General features: G+C 54.0%; 16 protein-coding genes. 2 read left to right on the top strand and 14 right to left on the bottom strand.

All coding sequences use genetic code 11. From position 1 onward, the window contains the following. Nucleotides 1-97 precede the first annotated feature (97 nt). Complete coding sequence (locus R2K26_RS14310) at nt 98-304, top strand: hypothetical protein (protein ID WP_308448756.1); 207 nt, start codon at nt 98-100, stop codon at nt 302-304. Between the two features lie 61 nt (nt 305-365). On the opposite strand, the gene plsY is transcribed toward R2K26_RS14310, so the two are convergent. The 13 genes from plsY to R2K26_RS14245 all read right to left on the bottom strand — a co-directional run bounded on the left by plsY (nt 366) and on the right by R2K26_RS14245 (nt 12,726). Further along, nucleotides 366-1,058 carry a glycerol-3-phosphate 1-O-acyltransferase PlsY gene (plsY, locus tag R2K26_RS14305; RefSeq protein ID WP_316523211.1) on the bottom strand — a complete coding sequence of 231 codons (693 nt, stop codon included), beginning with the start codon at nt 1,056-1,058 and terminating at the stop codon, nt 366-368. A gap of 20 nt (nt 1,059-1,078) precedes the next feature. Further along, on the bottom strand, nt 1,079-2,407 hold the full coding sequence (gene der / locus R2K26_RS14300; protein ID WP_176821462.1) for a ribosome biogenesis GTPase Der: 1,329 nt from the start codon (nt 2,405-2,407) through the stop codon (nt 1,079-1,081). Between the two features lie 24 nt (nt 2,408-2,431). Beyond that, nucleotides 2,432-3,742: a DUF512 domain-containing protein gene (locus R2K26_RS14295; protein WP_316523208.1), complete on the bottom strand. Its 1,311-nt coding sequence runs from the start codon at nt 3,740-3,742 to the stop codon at nt 2,432-2,434. Nucleotides 3,743-3,888: 146 nt separating this feature from the next. After that, complete coding sequence (gene rpmF, locus R2K26_RS14290) at nt 3,889-4,071, bottom strand: 50S ribosomal protein L32 (RefSeq protein ID WP_176821460.1); 183 nt, start codon at nt 4,069-4,071, stop codon at nt 3,889-3,891. A 45-nt stretch (nt 4,072-4,116) separates the two neighbouring features. Continuing rightward, complete coding sequence (locus tag R2K26_RS14285; RefSeq protein WP_308448759.1) at nt 4,117-4,614, bottom strand: DUF177 domain-containing protein; 498 nt, start codon at nt 4,612-4,614, stop codon at nt 4,117-4,119. A gap of 196 nt (nt 4,615-4,810) precedes the next feature. After that, complete coding sequence (locus R2K26_RS14280) at nt 4,811-5,224, bottom strand: hypothetical protein (protein WP_316523204.1); 414 nt, start codon at nt 5,222-5,224, stop codon at nt 4,811-4,813. Nucleotides 5,225-5,272: 48 nt separating this feature from the next. Then, the gene (locus R2K26_RS14275; RefSeq protein WP_316523202.1) at nt 5,273-6,613 is read right to left on the bottom strand and encodes a glucose-6-phosphate isomerase; all 1,341 of its coding nucleotides are present in this window, start codon (nt 6,611-6,613) and stop codon (nt 5,273-5,275) included. Between the two features lie 188 nt (nt 6,614-6,801). Then, the gene (locus tag R2K26_RS14270; RefSeq protein ID WP_316523200.1) at nt 6,802-7,941 is read right to left on the bottom strand and encodes a D-alanyl-D-alanine carboxypeptidase family protein; all 1,140 of its coding nucleotides are present in this window, start codon (nt 7,939-7,941) and stop codon (nt 6,802-6,804) included. Nucleotides 7,942-8,001: 60 nt separating this feature from the next. Continuing rightward, complete coding sequence (hisF, locus tag R2K26_RS14265; protein ID WP_316523198.1) at nt 8,002-8,763, bottom strand: imidazole glycerol phosphate synthase subunit HisF; 762 nt, start codon at nt 8,761-8,763, stop codon at nt 8,002-8,004. Further along, nucleotides 8,763-9,389 carry an imidazole glycerol phosphate synthase subunit HisH gene (hisH, locus tag R2K26_RS14260; protein ID WP_316523195.1) on the bottom strand — a complete coding sequence of 209 codons (627 nt, stop codon included), beginning with the start codon at nt 9,387-9,389 and terminating at the stop codon, nt 8,763-8,765. Before hisH ends, hisF begins: the two co-directional genes overlap by 1 nt. Nucleotides 9,390-9,785: 396 nt before the next feature. Further along, nucleotides 9,786-11,291, bottom strand: a complete 1,506-nt coding sequence (gene glpK, locus R2K26_RS14255; RefSeq protein WP_316523193.1) for a glycerol kinase GlpK — start codon at nt 11,289-11,291, stop codon at nt 9,786-9,788. 13 nt (nt 11,292-11,304) lie between these two features. Next, nucleotides 11,305-11,823 carry a hypothetical protein gene (locus R2K26_RS14250; RefSeq protein WP_316523191.1) on the bottom strand — a complete coding sequence of 173 codons (519 nt, stop codon included), beginning with the start codon at nt 11,821-11,823 and terminating at the stop codon, nt 11,305-11,307. Between the two features lie 111 nt (nt 11,824-11,934). After that, nucleotides 11,935-12,726 carry an ADP-ribosylglycohydrolase family protein gene (locus R2K26_RS14245; RefSeq protein ID WP_316523188.1) on the bottom strand — a complete coding sequence of 264 codons (792 nt, stop codon included), beginning with the start codon at nt 12,724-12,726 and terminating at the stop codon, nt 11,935-11,937. Nucleotides 12,727-12,899: 173 nt separating this feature from the next. Here R2K26_RS14245 and R2K26_RS14240 point away from each other — a divergent pair, with 173 nt between their 5' ends. Continuing rightward, a complete protein-coding gene (locus R2K26_RS14240) occupies nt 12,900-13,547 on the top strand; it encodes a hypothetical protein (protein ID WP_316523186.1) in 648 nt (215 codons plus the stop codon). Between the two features lie 56 nt (nt 13,548-13,603). On the opposite strand, the gene R2K26_RS14235 is transcribed toward R2K26_RS14240, so the two are convergent. Then, complete coding sequence (locus R2K26_RS14235; RefSeq protein WP_316523183.1) at nt 13,604-15,025, bottom strand: MATE family efflux transporter; 1,422 nt, start codon at nt 15,023-15,025, stop codon at nt 13,604-13,606. Between the last annotated feature and the right edge of the window lie 141 nt (nt 15,026-15,166).

The following is a 15,166-nucleotide window of genomic DNA, read 5'->3' as shown; positions in this document are numbered from 1 at the left end:
CCACACAGCGCCGCAACGCGCTGCACGAAGTAGGATCTTTCGTTATGCCCGCCGGTCCGTGACCGACTGATTTATTCCTGAAACGGGCTGCCGCCGATTGGGCAGCTACACGGCACGGGTACGAAAAAAGCCCAATGCCGTGCGCAAAAAACTAAGGCAGTCTAAAACAAAACATACACTGCCGCATCTATTTAAAGAAAAAGTGATCGCAAAATATAGTATGACCAGTAAACATAATAATACACAATGGAAAAATTGTCAAGAAGCCACAGGCTATTTGGAAGGTTTTTCCAAGATTATGTAAACGAAAAGTGCCAAACCCGGCCGTTTGCGCGCCTTTTTTGTATAGGTACTGCGCTTTACACTTACTTTTTCTTAAAGGAGATCGTAGATTCCGTGCCGTTTCGGATGCGCTTAATATTCGCGCGGTGCTTGATGATAACGGTAGCGCCGATCAGTGCCGCCACAAGTGTTGCCATTACAACGTAAAGCACCGGCAGTCCGCCCACGCAGCAGTCCACAAAATACGTCATGCAGAACGTCACAACGGGATAGATCGCCGCCGCCGTAATAGACGAAAGCGAGACCATGCGCTTTTTCAGGAACACCAGAAGGAACACCGCAAAGCAAATGAGGAACACGCGCCAGTCGAGCAAAAGCATCATCGCAGCCGTGGTCACAACGCCCTTGCCGCCGCGAAAGCCGAAGTACAGCGGGTACATGTGGCCGATCATGCAGCAAAAGCCCGCCGCATACATGCCAAGGCGCGCCATTTCGGGGTCTACGCCGTTTGTAACGCACGCGTGCTTTACAAGAAAATAGCCGACCAAAACGCTCGCAACACACTTGCAGAAATCGAGCAGAAACGTCAGCGCAGAGGCTTTTTTGCCCGCCACGCGCAGTACGTTCGTTGCACCCGCGTTACCGCTGCCGTGCGCGCGCACATCTTCGTGCGCAAACGCTTTGGTCAGCAAAATGGCAAAGCTGATACTACCAAGCAGATACCCCACAAGCGCCGAAAGCAGCAGCGGCAAAATTAAAGAACCGAAATTTTCCATGTAGATCAAGTCCTTCCCCGTCAGTCTGCCTTATCGCCGCGCTCGCGCACGATCATGCGCACCGGCGTGCCCTCTAAGCTGAAGATCTCGCGAATGCGGTTCTCCAGATAGCGCTGGTACGAGAAGTGGAAAAGCTCTTTGGAATTGACAAAGCAAATGAACGTAGGCGGTCTGGTGGAAGCCTGCGTCATGTAGTAGATCTTCAGGCGCTTGCCCTTATCGGTCGGCGGCTGTACGCGTGCCGTTGCCTGTGCCAGAATGTCGTTCAAGGTGCCGGTCGTAATGCGCATCGCATTGCTGGAAGCAACCTTGTGGATGAGTTCAAACAAGCGGTCAAGTCGCTGGCCGGTCTGCGCGGAGATGAAGATGATCGGCGCGTAGGACATAAAGGAAAAGTCCTTTTCAAGCTTCGTCTTATATTCCTGCATGGTTTTGTCGTCTTTTTCAACGGCGTCCCACTTGTTGACCGCAATGATGCAGCCCTTGCCCGCTTCGTGCGCGATGCCGGCAACCTTGGAGTCCTGCTCCGTAAAACCGACCGTGGCATCGATGAGGATGACACACACGTCTGCCCTATCCACCGCCATTTCGGCGCGCAGGTTGCTGTAATGCTCAATGGAATCCTCCACCTTGCTCTTGCGGCGCAGACCGGCAGTATCGATGAACGTAAATACGCCGTACTTGTTTTCGATGGTGGTATCCACCGCGTCGCGCGTCGTACCCGCAATGTTGGAAACGATGCAGCGGTTTTCGCCGGAAACGCGGTTCACAAGGGAAGATTTGCCGACGTTCGGCTTGCCGATGACGGCGACCTTGATGATCTCGCCCTCGTCCTCCTCTTCCTTTTCCTCCGGCAGATGCTCGAGGACGGCATCCAACAGGTCGCCCGTGCCGTGTCCGTGCACAGAAGACACCTGAATAGGATCGCCGAGGCCGAGGTTATAAAACTCATAAAAATCCGCCGGCGGGTCGCCCAGCGTATCGCACTTATTGACGCACACGATGACCGGCACATTGCTGCGCTGGAGCATCTGAGCGATGTTGAGGTCCGTTGCGACCATGCCGGTGCGCACATCGGTCACGAAAATGATGCAGTCCGCAGAATCAATGGCAATCTGCGCCTGCGTGCGCATCTGGGACAAAATAATATCCTTCGATTCCGGCTCGATGCCGCCCGTATCTACCAGTGAAAACTTTCTGTTTTTCCATTCACACTCGCCGAAAATGCGGTCACGCGTCACGCCCGGCGTGTCCTCCACGATGGAAAGGCGCTGCCCGATCAGCTTGTTGAACAACGTGGATTTACCGACGTTCGGTCGGCCCACGATGGCTACAATAGGTCTTGACATACGGTTTTCCTCCTTCTTTTTTCCTTACTCCGCAGTGCCCAAAATGTCCTTGAGCTCGCCTGCGGCGTCTTTATGCATTCTGTAAGCCGGCACACCCAGCTTTTCGCTGAGCTGCTGCACGGTCATATCGTCTAAGAAAATATCTTCGTCCGCCATAAGCATGGACGGTGCAAGCAAAATTGCGTCGCCAAGGTTTTCGCGGCTCAAGCGGTTCACAAGGTCACGCCCCGTGAGCAGCCCGGTCACGTTGACCGTACCGCCAAAGAAATCGTTGTGCACAGGCACAAGGTTAATCTCGAGCCCCGGGAATTTTTCGCGCGCAAAGTCCATCACATGCTCCATAAACGCATACACGCCTTCGCCCGTCGGGATCGTCACGCGGCGTTTTATGTCGCGCTCCGGCTCGTCTTCAACCGCCCAGGAAAATTCTTCTTCTAAGTCGCGCAGCATACCCACGCCGTTTTCAATCTGCGGGAAGTCCTCGTAGAATTCATACGGCGGCAGCTCGCGCTTTGCAATGAGGTAGAACTCGTCGCTCGGGAACACGGTTCTCGAGCCGCGCTCTGCCTTGAATTTATCTCCCCACCGCTCCAAAATCTCGATCGCCGCGCGCGCCGTATCCTTGTTAAACGTCTGAAGCGGATACAGCCCCTCGCGGTAGCGCGTCACGCCGACCGGTACGCAGGCGACGCTCTGTAAGCTCTCGCCGAGCGCGTACATTTCGGAAAGCGTAAATTCCAGCTCCTCGCCGTCATTCAGCCCCGGGCACAGCACGATCTGACAATTCAGCTTGATGTTGTGCTCCGCCAGCTTGCGCACAAAACGCAGCGCGTCGCCCGCAAAGCGGTTGTGCATCATCTTGCAGCGCAGCGTGGGATTCATCGTATGCACGGAAATATTAATAGGGCTGATGCGCATTTCAATGATACGGTCGATCTCACGCTCATCAATGTTCGTCAGCGTGATGTAGTTGCCGAACAAAAACGAAAGGCGGTCATCATCATCCTTAAAATAGAGCGTTTCGCGCATGCCGGGCGGCAGCTGGTCAATGAAGCAGAACACGCACTTGTTGCGGCAGGAGCGCTGCCTGTCCATAAGATACGTTTCAAACGCAAGGCCCAGTGCACCGTACTGCGGCTTTACGAATTTTTCTTCGCGCCGCTCGCCCTCCGCCGTTTCGTATACCACATGCAGATGGGTGTTCGTCTCGTAAAAACGGAAATCGAGAATATCCGTGATGTCATGCCCATTGATTGAAATAAGCTTATCGTGCGGCTTTATGCCGGCCCGCTCGGCAAGGCTGTTTTTATCCACGCCGAAAATTTCAACTGCCACAGCTTTTCTCCCTTCCGTTTTGAGGTAGTATGCGCGAAATTTGCCGCTGTTTTACGGCTCGGCACCAAAAAATGCCGACAAAACAATAGAGAAGGAGCACGCAAATGCCCCTTCTCTATCTGGCACAATTATTGTTTCAGGCAAAATTATGCTTCCTTCTTAACAACTTCTCTGCCGTTGTAGTAACCGCAGTTACCGCAAACCCTGTGAGGTGTCTTATACTCTCCGCACTGCGGGCATTTCATAAGGGCAGGAGCGCTAAGCTTCCACACGTTAGAACGTCTCTTATTCTGTCTGGCACTGGACACTTTTCTCTTGGGTACCGCCATCGTCAGCACCTCCTTATATTAAACTAAAACTTTGGTTATCTGGAATTATTGTAGCAGCTGCCGCAGAGCCTCCAGACGGGGATCTGTCTGCTGCTTTGCACAGGCGCAGTCGCCTTCGTTCAGGTTTTTGCCGCAAGTGGGGCAAAGCCCTTTGCAGTCTTCCTTACAAAGGAATTTCGTCGGCGTCAAAAGGATGATATCGGAATAAATCAGCTCGTCCAAATCCAGCTCATCGCCTTCAATCACGATATAATCTTCAAAATCCTCTTCATCATTCAGCTTGTTCACAATCACGTGAGAAATGTTGTGACAAAGCTCTTTACGCGTCAACGTCAAGCACCTGTTGCACGGCATCGAATACGCATAGCGCACCTCCACGTTCAGCTCCGCACTGGAAGCGAACGAACGGATGCTACCCTTGACCTGAACCGGCGTGACAAACGGCTTGCAGCCGTCAATCTCCACCTCCGACAGATCGACCGTATAATCGATCGCCTGTGAAATATCCTCTCCCGAGAAATATTTTTTCAAATCGATAAGCATAGTTTTTCCTCATACCGTACTTGATATATTATAAATACCACGCGCGGTTTTGTCAAGAAAAATTTGAAAATTCGGCATTATGCCGCGAAAAAAAGTGTTCGGCGGGTCGTTTCCGCCGAAACACTGTTGCTTTTTTCGTTTTTGCACCGCTTTTCGTTATTGTTTCGGGCGGTGCAAAGGCTTTTTGAGGCCGAAATTACTTCGCGACAAATTCCCGAACGGAAGCCGGCAGCTCCTCTGCGTCAGCAGAAATGAGCAGGCAGATATTCACGTCGGAAGATTCGCTGAGAGCCTTGAGCTTCGCGGTGAGCGGCTCAACTTCCTCAACGCCCTTGCCAGTGATCTTCAGGGTGGAGTCAACGAAAACGTCCGTCACATCGTAGTTTGCAGCGCAGATGCCGCTGACAAAGCCTACAAGTGCGTCCAGGCCCTCAATGCCGTAAGCGTCGGAGTCAACAAGACGTGCCTTGTGGGAAATATCGTAAGTAAGCTTAAGGCCCTTTTCGATAACAACAACGTTGCCGTTGGAGTTCTGAACCGCTTCGTTTGCAAGCTCGATGAGCTTCTTGGTTTTGCCGGAGCCTTTTTTGCCGATTAAAAGAGTGATCATAGTGAAGTCCTCCTGTGTATTTTTTCCGCAGGTGCGGATTTACGCCTTTTATTTGGAAAGTCTTGCTTCCAGTGCTTCTTTTTCGCCTTCGTAACCCGGCTTGCCGAGCAGAGCAAACATGTTCTTCTTATAGCTTTCAACGCCCGGCTGGTTGAACGGGTTCACGCCGAGGAGATAGCCGGAGATGGCGCAGGCCTTCTCGAAGAAGTAGATGATCTGGCCGAGGGTATCCTCGGAGAAATCGGGAGCGGAGATCACAACGTTCGGCACGCCGCCGTCGTTGTGTGCCAGCACGGTGCCCTCAAACGCCTTGCGGTTGATATACGCCATGCTCTTGCCCTCGAGGAAATTGAGGCCGTCCACGTTTGCCGGATCGTTGCCGATGACAACTTCGCGCTTCGGTTTCTCAAACAGCATCACGGTCTCAAAGAGGCTGCGTCTGCCGTCCTGAATGTACTGACCCATGGAGTGCAGGTCTGTGGAGAAGACAACGGATGCCGGGAACAGGCCCTTGCCGTCCTTGCCCTCGCTCTCGCCGTACAGCTGCTTCCACCACTCGTTCATGAGCGTGTAGCACGGCTCGTAGCTGACCATCACTTCGGTCGTCTTGCCCTTATTGTAAAGAATGTTGCGAATGGCAGCATACTTGTAGCAATCGTTTTCTTCCATGTTCGGGTTGTTGTAGGCAGCCTGTGCCTTCTGTGCGCCCGCCATGAGTGCGTCGATATCCGCACCGGCCACAGCGATGGGCAGCAGACCCACAGCCGTAAGAACGGAGTAACGGCCGCCGACATCATCCGGTACAACGAAGGTCTCGTAGCCTTCTTCGTCCGCAAGGTGCTTCAACGTGCCGCGCGCCTTATCGGTCGTGCAGAAAATACGCTTCTTTGCTTCTTCCTTGCCGTACTTCTTCTCGAGGATCTCGCGGAAAACACGGAACGCGATAGCCGGCTCCGTGGTGGTGCCGGACTTGGAAATCATGTTGATGGAAATATCCTTGCCCTCGCAGATCTCAACCAGCTCCGCCAGCGCGGTGGAAGAAATGCTGTTGCCGGTGAAATAGATGTCCGGCGTATCTTTCTTCAGTGCATTGTAGTGCTCGCTCTTGAGGAACTCGATTGCTGCGCGTGCACCGAGGTAGGAGCCGCCGATGCCGATGACGATAAACACATCCGTGTTCTTCTTGATGCGCTCCGCAGCCGCCTTGATGCGTGCAAATTCCTCTTTATCGTAATTGGTGGGCAGGTCCACCCAACCGAGGAAATCATTTCCCGGACCCTTGCCGGATGCCAGAAGCGCATGTGCATTCTCAACCTGAGAAGCCATTGCAGCGTATTCGTGCTCGCCGATAAAGCCCTTCAAGTATCCGCATTCCAATTTCAATGCCATTTCTATTGCCTCCTATTTGCATGATGATGTTTTTGCACGTGTGAAACCGTTTTCACAGCCCCACTTTATGCAAGGTACACCACAAGTCAAATCTATGTGCTTTCATCATACAATAATTTGACGCATTTTGCAAGTGCACAACGCGGATTTCATGAAAAGTTAACGAAGGTTTTTTTGCAAATCAGATTTCACGCCGCTTCTGCTGCGAAAAAACAAGCCAAAAAATATTGCAATGCGGAAGAAAATGTGATGGCGGGCGCTTCGGTTTTCGCCGTGATTTTGAGCGACTGCACCGTGTCGCCGTTCAGCGCGACCTCCGCCGTACCGAGCACATCCCCCGGTTCTACCGGCGCAGGAACGTTTTCCGGCAAAATGAGCTTTATCCCGATCTCCGCACCGCCCGAGGCTGTCAAAACGCCGCGTGGGGCTTCACACGCAAGCGAAACAGTGCTCACCATGCCACCCGTAACGGGCAGCTCGGGCAGTTCCGGGAGCTCCGGTGTCGTCAACTTCCAGTTTGCAAAACCGTAGTCGAGCAGCGAAGACGCGGCCGAAAAGCGGTCTTTCGTATTTTCCGCACCGAGCACTACCGCAATGAGCCGCATACCGTTTCGCTCTGCCGCGGCCGAAACGCAGCTGCCCGCCGCACTTGTCGTGCCGGTTTTCAGCCCCAAAATGCCGTCATACGTGCGCACGAGCTTATTTGTGTTCACAAGCTGCGTCTGCCCGTCACGCACATAATCAATCCAGATGAGCGTGTAATCAAATATTTTCTCGTGCTGCATCAACGCGCGGCTCATCACCGCCACATCATAGGCGCTCGTAATGTGCCCGTCTTCGTCAAGACCGTTGCAGTTTTTAAAAACGGTGTCGTTCATGCCTAACTCCGCCGCGCGGGCGTTCATACGCTCCACAAATGCGTCCTCGCTGCCCGCGACTGCCTCCGCCAAAACGACCGCCGCGTCGTTCGCGCTCATCACCACGCACGCTTTGATGAGGTCGTCTACGGTCATCTGCTCGCCCTCCTTGAGCCAAATGTCCGAGCCGCCCATGCCCGCCGCGTGCGCCGAGGCCGTGAGCACATCGTCCAGATGCAGCGTGCCTGCATCGATTGCCTCAAATGCGAGCAAAAGCGTCATCACCTTCGTGATGGACGCACAAGGTCGCTGCACATGGGCAGACTTTTCGTATAACACCTGACCCGTGGAGGCTTCCATCAGCACCAAAGCCTGCGCGGGGAAATCCGGCGTCTCGGCACGCGCAAGCGGACAGAACACACCGATCAGCAATACAGCAGCCAAACAGAAGCCAAGAAAATGTCTTTTCATAAGTAAACACCCCCGCACCAAAAGATATGCGGGAGTGTCCTTCAATCATTCTATTAAATTTCACCGGCGCACCGGGATGCCGTTTTCCGCAAGGTAACCCTTGAGCTCCGGTATGCCGATCTCGCGGAAGTGGAAAAGTGATGCCGCCAAAACCGCGTCCGCCTTACCCTTTGTAAACGCGTCTTTAAAGTGCTCCATCTTGCCCGCACCGCCGGACGCAATGACCGGAATGCCCACGCTTTCGGAAACTGCGCGGGTCAGCTCCAGGTCATACCCGGCCTTCGTGCCGTCGCAATCCATGCTCGTCAGCAGAATTTCACCCGCGCCGAGTTTCTCCGCGCGCTTTGCCCATTCTACGGCGTCAATGCCCGTGTCCACACGGCCGCCGTTTAAATACAGCGTCCAGCCCGCACCGTTCGGGCGGCGCTTCGCGTCCATCGCCATCACAACGCACTGGCTGCCGAATTTATACGCCGCGTCCGCAATAAGCTGCGGATTTTTCAGCGCGGCGGAGTTTACCGAAACCTTATCCGCGCCCGCGCGCAGCAGCGCCGTGAAATCCTCTACCGTACGGATGCCGCCGCCCACCGTAAACGGGATAAATATGCTGTTCGCCACGCGGGAAACGATATCCAGCATGATACCGCGCGCATCGGAGGACGCGGTGATGTCGAGCAAAACAAGCTCGTCCGCGCCCTGCCGGTCGTATTCGATGGCAGCCTCCACGGGGTCGCCCGCATCGCGTAAATTCACGAAATTTGTGCCCTTAACGACCCTGCCGTTTTTAAGGTCAAGGCACGGGATAATGCGTTTGGCGTACATTACACGTCCCCCTTTCCCTGCGTCATGGCGGCGAAGTTTTCGAGCAGCTTCAGTCCCAACGCTCCGCTTTTTTCCGGGTGAAACTGACATGCCATGAGGTTATTTTTCTGCACCGCCGCATGAATTTCCACACCGTACTGCGCCGCAGCGGTCACAACATCTTCTTCTGCCTTTAAATAATACGAGTGCACAAAGTACACATACGGCTCGCCCGTAATGCTTCGGAACAACCCGCCGTCCTTTTTTTTGATTTCAAGCGAATTCCACCCGATATGCGGAATTTTCAGCCCCGGCGCAGCAGGAATACGCAGCACCTTACCTTTTAAAAGCGACAGGCCGGAGACACCCGGGGATTCCTCGCTGCTCTCAAACAGAATTTGCAGTCCTAAACAAATGCCCAAAAACGGTTTGCCGGAGGCGACGAACGCTTTAATCGGCGCTTCCAGCTCTCTCCCGCGCAGCTCGTGCATGGCGTCTCCAAACGAACCGACGCCCGGCAGCACGGCGCCGTCGGCTTTCATGAGAACGCTCGGGTCCTGTGTGACTTCGACCTCGCAGCCGATATGCATAAGCGCTTTTTCCACGCTGCGGATATTGCCCGCGCCGTAATCTATAATTGCGATCATCCCGTCGCCTCCCTATTGCTTTGATTTAACGTGATAATATAGTATCACATATTGTTTTATCCGTCAACAGGATTTTTCGCTTCCCGCAATCAAAACGGCTTTCTTTGATTTTGGGCAAAAAGAAAGCACGCAGAAAAACTGGTCTGCGTGCTTCTATGCTAGCTTGTTCGGTATTTTAAAGGCGTCTTTGCGGACGCCTTTTGGGAGACCCCCTAATTGGGTCTCCCACGAGGGAACAGTCCACTGGACTGTTCCCTCTCCTGTCCTGATTTTATGGTAGGCAAAAGGATTTCGAGCTCTGCGGAGCTCGACCAAGGGTTTCACCCTTGGATTCCACAGCCTTTTGAAAAAGGCTGGCGAAAACTTTTACGTCGCTTCGCTGTGCTTGACTTTGGCTTAATCCAAACCGTCCGCCCAGCCCATGGATCTTTCCACGGCCTTATGCCAGCGTTTCAGCGCTTTTGCTTCGCTGCCTGCTGCCGTTTGCGGGTCATACGCATTTTTAAGCTTCCACACAGTCCTAAGCTCGTCCAGTGATTCCCACACACCGACGGCCAAGCCCGCCAGCATCGCGGAGCCGAGCGCGGTGGTCTCCAGACACTTCGGTTGTCTCACGGCGCAGTGCAATAAATCCGCCTGATACTGCATCAAAAAGCGGCTTCTCGATGCGCCGCCGTCCACGCGCAGCTCGGAAATTTCCGTGCCGCTGCCCGCTTCCATGGCTTTCACGAGGTCATAGCTTTCATACGCAATGCTTTCCAGCACAGCCCGGCAGATGTGCGCCTTAGACGTACCGCGCGTCACGCCGAGCAGTGCGCCCCGCGCATACATATCCCAGTACGGTGCGCCAAGCCCTGTAAACGCCGGCACAAACACCGCGCCGCCTGCGTCCTCCACGGTCTCCGCAAGAAGGTCCGCTTCCTGCGGGTTCGCGATAAGCTTCAACTCATCGCGCAACCATTTGATGGCCGAGCCCGCGTTAAATGCACTGCCCTCAAGCGCATAGGTCGTCTCGCCATTCACGCACCAACCGATCGTCGTAATAAGCCCCCGGTCGGAGAAAACCGGCTTATCACCCGTGTTCATCAGCACAAAGCAGCCCGTGCCGTATGTATTTTTCGCCATGCCCTTATCAAAGCAACACTGTCCGAACAGCGCCGCGTGCTGGTCGCCTGCAATGCCCGCAATCGGAATTTTCCTGCCGAGTATCGTTTCGGAGCACATACCCACAACGCCGGAAGAATCCACGACTTTCGGCAGCGCGTCACGCGGGATACCGAACACGTTCAGCATTTTCTCGTCCCAATCAAGCTTTTGAATGTCAAACAGCATGGTGCGCGAAGCGTTCGTCACGTCCGTCACATAACTTTCGCCCTCCGTGAGCGAATAAATGAGCCACGTATCAATGGTACCGAAGCGCAGGCGATGCTCCTTCGCGAGCACTTTGGCCTTCGGCACGTTATCCAAAATCCACTTCATTTTGGTGCCGGAAAAATACGGGTCGATGATGAGTCCCGTCGTTTTATGAATGTACTCCTCAAGTCCCTCGGCTGTTAACCGCTCGCATTCCGGCGCGGTGCGGCGGCACTGCCACACAATGGCGTTGCAGATCGGAATACCCGTCTCGCTGTCCCACGCCACGGTGGTCTCTCTTTGATTCGTGATGCTGATGGCAGCGATGTCCTCCGCGGTGATCTCCGCCTCATGCACCGCCTGCCGCATGGCGTAAAGCTGCGTCTGCAAGATCTCCACGGCATCGTGCTCCACATAGCCGGGCTGCGGATAAATCTGCGTAAATTCGCGCTGTCCCATGCCCGCAATGCCGCCCAAAGCGTCAAACAACACGGCGCGCGAACTGGTCGTGCCCTGGTCAAGCGATAAAATGTATTGACCGATTTTCAAGTTCAAGCCCTCCTTACCAACGGAAGAAATTGAGCCGGTGCTCCTTGCGGTCCTCCTGCTCTCTTGTGTTTGTGATGACTTTATACCGTACCACCCATTTCGGGTCAATATACTCCAAAATCGCCTGCGGCATTTTGTACTGGAACAGATGCCGCTGGTGCTTAAGGCTCTCCACCACACGGAGATGATCCGAAGACTTCACATCCAAGCTGCCGACGATGATGGTGGAATAATCGTTCGGGTTCGTGTATTTGAAGTTGTCGAGAAAATCCGCCCAGTCGGTGTACTCGGTCAGCTTCACGTATTCGCGCGGGACATTGAGACGGATGCGCACCGCACCCGAAACGCGTCCGCCGGTATTCTGCTTTCTGCCGCGCACCACGCCGAATATGGGGCACTCGCAGTGCAGGCCGAGCATATCGATGAGCGCGGCGTACTCCTTCTTAAACGAAATACTGGGGCTTGCGCGGTAAATTTTGCCGCTTTGCAAAATACGCATCACGGCGCCGGACTGATATGTGTCAATAATCATGTTCTGATAAACCCTTTCCCTTAAAAATCGCGGCGATCCCTGCGTCGCTCCGCCCGCTTCAAAAAACACAGGCGGTTTTTCAAAACCGAAACTCAAATATATGCGGAAATGTTACTTTGTAGCCCAATCGTATAAAAAGCGGTCAAACTCGCCGACCTTGCGCTTATCGGGCTGAATAAGGTAGCGTTTTAAAAGATCCTTTTCGTTTTCCACCGTCCGCTTATAATATGCGCCCGCAATGCCGCCCGCAATGCACGCCACGGTGTCGGTGTCGCACTTCACGCTGAACACATTGCGGATGCAGCTTTCCCAATCCTCGCTTTCCATAAAGCAGCGGAACGCAAGCGGCATGGTCCCCTCCGCCGTAGCATCAAACTTTGCCTTCGGCCGGTACGCCCACAGCGGCTTATGCACGGGGTATTCAAACTCTTTGTTAAAGTATTTTTTCAGGTCCTTTTTGCGCTCGCCACGCAGCGCAAGGTAAATGAGCCCCGCGGTCGCAACGGCCGCTTTCAGGCCCTCTATGTGGTTGTGTGTGCACATGGCGCTGTTTTTCGCTTCTTCCTCCACCTTTTCCAGCGTATCAAAGTGGTAAGCGATGTAGCTGACGCGCATGGCCGCGCCGTTGCCGAAGCTGCCGTAGCCCGTTTCGGCATGTCCGTCCAGCCAGCGCTGAAACATCGTGCCGTACCCCACGCCTCTGTACATACGCCCGAATTTGCCATAAGCCTTTGCATAGCTGATGTCATTTAAAAGCGCGTATTTCGTCGCGATGGTCAGCACCGTATCGTCCGTGAAAAAGCAGTTGTTCCCAAAAAGCTCCACCTTTTTATAGTTGAACCCGCTCGGTTTGCTGAACTCAAACCGCGAGCCGGCAATGTCTCCTAAAATCGCACCGGTCAATCGGATCCCTCCATTCCCTGCATGATCGGTTTCAGTATACCATGTTTTTTCTTCTGTTTCCACATATTTTTGTGAAAAAGTTCCGACTTTGAACAGCTTTTTGATTCTTTTGACTTTTTTCGCCGAATACGGTATGATATAGTTTAAGATAAGCTCATAAAGAGGTGTTCAAAATGAGAAACGCAAAACGGCTTTTGGCGGCGCTTCTGCTCGCGGCGGCACTCATCCTTTCCTCGGCATCGTGCGGCGGGCAGACCGAAACGGCAAGCGAAGCGCCTGCCGCCGCGTCTTCCGAACCGCAGCGGGATTACACCGTGCAGATCTCCAAGGACACCCTGCGCCGCACAGGGCTCGACATCACCGCCGCGGCGCACCGGCTGGGGCTTACAAACGTCACCACAAATGATGACGGCTCCTGCACGGTAGAAATGACAAAAGACGAGCGCGATGCCGTCTGCGCCGCGCTGAAGGAAAGCCTGCATGAGCTGATCTCCGCTTTGCCGGAGGACGGCACGTGGCCGTTTATAAAAAGCGTCACGCTTTCCGAAGACGGCCGCAGCGCCGAAATTCTGAGCACCAAAGACCGATATAAACCGGAGCGCGACAACGCCGCTGCGCAGGCCGTGTACATTCCCGCGCTGCTCTACGCAGCGTTTACGGGAGAGGACACAGAGAGCTTTACGGTGCACTTTACCGTAAAAGACGAAATAACCGGCGATGTGCTGGGCGAGTTCGATTACCCCGTCGCAGAGCCGACCGCTTCCGAAAGCGATGCAAGCGGCACAGAAAGCACCGCCCCCTCACCCGACACCGCAGAATAAACCGCATACAAAAAACGGAGCCGCACAGGTTTATCACCCGTGCGACTCCGTTCTTTTTACTTTTTCGCCTGTGCAAGCTCGCCCATTTCTTTGCATTTTAATTCGCGCCAGACGGTGCACAGCATCGTGATGTAGCACGCGCCGCCGCCCACAAAGTTCGAGATAACCTCCGCCCAGAACACACCGTCCACACCGACAGCGGGGATCTGCGGCAGCAAAAACGTCAACGGAATGACGATGATGACCTTGCGGAGCAGTGAAAAGAAAATCGCCTGCTTTGCGCGGCCCATCGCCTGCACAACAGACTGCGCCGACATTTGCAGCGCCATCATAAAGCACCCGAAGAAATAAATGTGCATGGCGTGCGTGCATGTTTCGAGTAACTGCGGGTCGCCGTTAAAAAGCTGAATAAACACGTGTGGGAACAGCCTTAACACGAGCCATACAAGCACCATATAGCTGAATGAAACGACCGTCGTGAACACAATCACGCCGCGCACGCGCTTATATTTCTGTGCGCCGTAGTTGAAGCTGACCACCGGCGCCGCGGCAGATGTCACACCGTTTACCGGCGTATATGTCACTTCGCGAATGGAGTTGATGACCGTCATGACCGCGACGAACAGGTCGCCTCCGTGCTGCGAGAGCATCGCGTTGCACGCCACCTGCACAGCGCTCGACGTAAAGCCCATGATAAAGCCCGAAATGCCAAGCGAGGTAATCTTGCCGATGAGCTTTGCCTGCGGGCGCATGCGCTTTAACTCCAAACGAAACAACGTGCGCTTACCGAGCAGAAAGTGCACCACCCACACAGCAGAAACGAACTGCGAAAGCACCGTTGCAAGTGCCGCGCCCTGCACACCCATGTCAAACACAAAAATAAACAGCGGGTCAAGCGCAATGTTCACCACTGCGCCGATAACGACCGTCAGCATGCCGCGGTTCGCAAAGCCTTGCGCATTGATGAACCCGTTCATGCCAAGCGAGACCATCATGAATACGCTGCCGAGCATGTAAACCGAAAGGTAGCTGTCTGCATAAGGATACGTGGCGTCGCTCGCGCCGAAGAGATACAGCACCGGCTTTTTGATGAGCAGCACCACAATGCACAAAATTACGCCCGTAATAACGAGCATCGAGAACGTGTTGTTCATCACGTCTGCGGCGCGCTCACGCTGCTTTTCCCCCTCTTCGCCGCCCTGCTGTGCCGCACCGCGCGCCATAGAAAACAACGGCGTGCCGCCCGAGCCGAATAAATTCGCAAACGCCGTCACCATCAGTAAAATCGGAAACGTCACGCCGACGCCCGTCAGCGCATCCACCGATGTATCGGAAATATGCCCGATATACATGCGGTCTACGATATTATATAAGACGTTCACAAACTGCGCCAGCACCATCGGCACCGCAAGGCGCAGGATCGTTTTGGAAATCGGTCCCTTTGAAAAATCATCGTTTTTCTTTATATCTGCAGCCATACTTGATGCTATTATAAAAGTAGACACGGAAGGGTAGAAAAAAGCCTGTCCGTGGAGTATCATAAAGGTGAGTATTCTACCGGAAAGGAGCTCGTCTTTATGTCTAAACACTTGAATCCGTTGGAAAAGGAATTCCTGATC

It is taken from the genome of Neglectibacter sp. CSJ-5 (genome assembly GCF_032490475.1).
Lineage (GTDB): Bacteria > Bacillota > Clostridia > Oscillospirales > Acutalibacteraceae > Hominenteromicrobium > Hominenteromicrobium mulieris.
Note: the sequence above shows the minus strand (reverse complement) of the source record. Positions and strands in the feature narration are given on the sequence as shown.

Excerpts from the sequence above, each read along its gene's own strand:
- plsY (WP_316523211.1), bottom strand. The coding sequence starts at position 1,058 with ATGGAAAATTTCGGTTCTTTAATTTTGCCGCTGCTGCTTTCGGCGCTT.
- R2K26_RS14250 (WP_316523191.1), bottom strand. The coding sequence starts at position 11,823 with ATGATTATTGACACATATCAGTCCGGCGCCGTGATGCGTATTTTGCAA.
- R2K26_RS14270 (WP_316523200.1), bottom strand. The coding sequence starts at position 7,941 with ATGAAAAGACATTTTCTTGGCTTCTGTTTGGCTGCTGTATTGCTGATC.
- der (WP_176821462.1), bottom strand. The coding sequence starts at position 2,407 with ATGTCAAGACCTATTGTAGCCATCGTGGGCCGACCGAACGTCGGTAAA.
- hisF (WP_316523198.1), bottom strand. The coding sequence starts at position 8,763 with ATGTACGCCAAACGCATTATCCCGTGCCTTGACCTTAAAAACGGCAGG.
- R2K26_RS14240 (WP_316523186.1), top strand. The coding sequence starts at position 12,900 with ATGAGAAACGCAAAACGGCTTTTGGCGGCGCTTCTGCTCGCGGCGGCA.
- hisH (WP_316523195.1), bottom strand. The coding sequence starts at position 9,389 with ATGATCGCAATTATAGATTACGGCGCGGGCAATATCCGCAGCGTGGAA.
- R2K26_RS14275 (WP_316523202.1), bottom strand. The coding sequence starts at position 6,613 with ATGGCATTGAAATTGGAATGCGGATACTTGAAGGGCTTTATCGGCGAG.
- R2K26_RS14235 (WP_316523183.1), bottom strand. The coding sequence starts at position 15,025 with ATGGCTGCAGATATAAAGAAAAACGATGATTTTTCAAAGGGACCGATT.
- R2K26_RS14280 (WP_316523204.1), bottom strand. The coding sequence starts at position 5,224 with ATGATCACTCTTTTAATCGGCAAAAAAGGCTCCGGCAAAACCAAGAAG.
- R2K26_RS14285 (WP_308448759.1), bottom strand. The coding sequence starts at position 4,614 with ATGCTTATCGATTTGAAAAAATATTTCTCGGGAGAGGATATTTCACAG.
- rpmF (WP_176821460.1), bottom strand. The coding sequence starts at position 4,071 with ATGGCGGTACCCAAGAGAAAAGTGTCCAGTGCCAGACAGAATAAGAGA.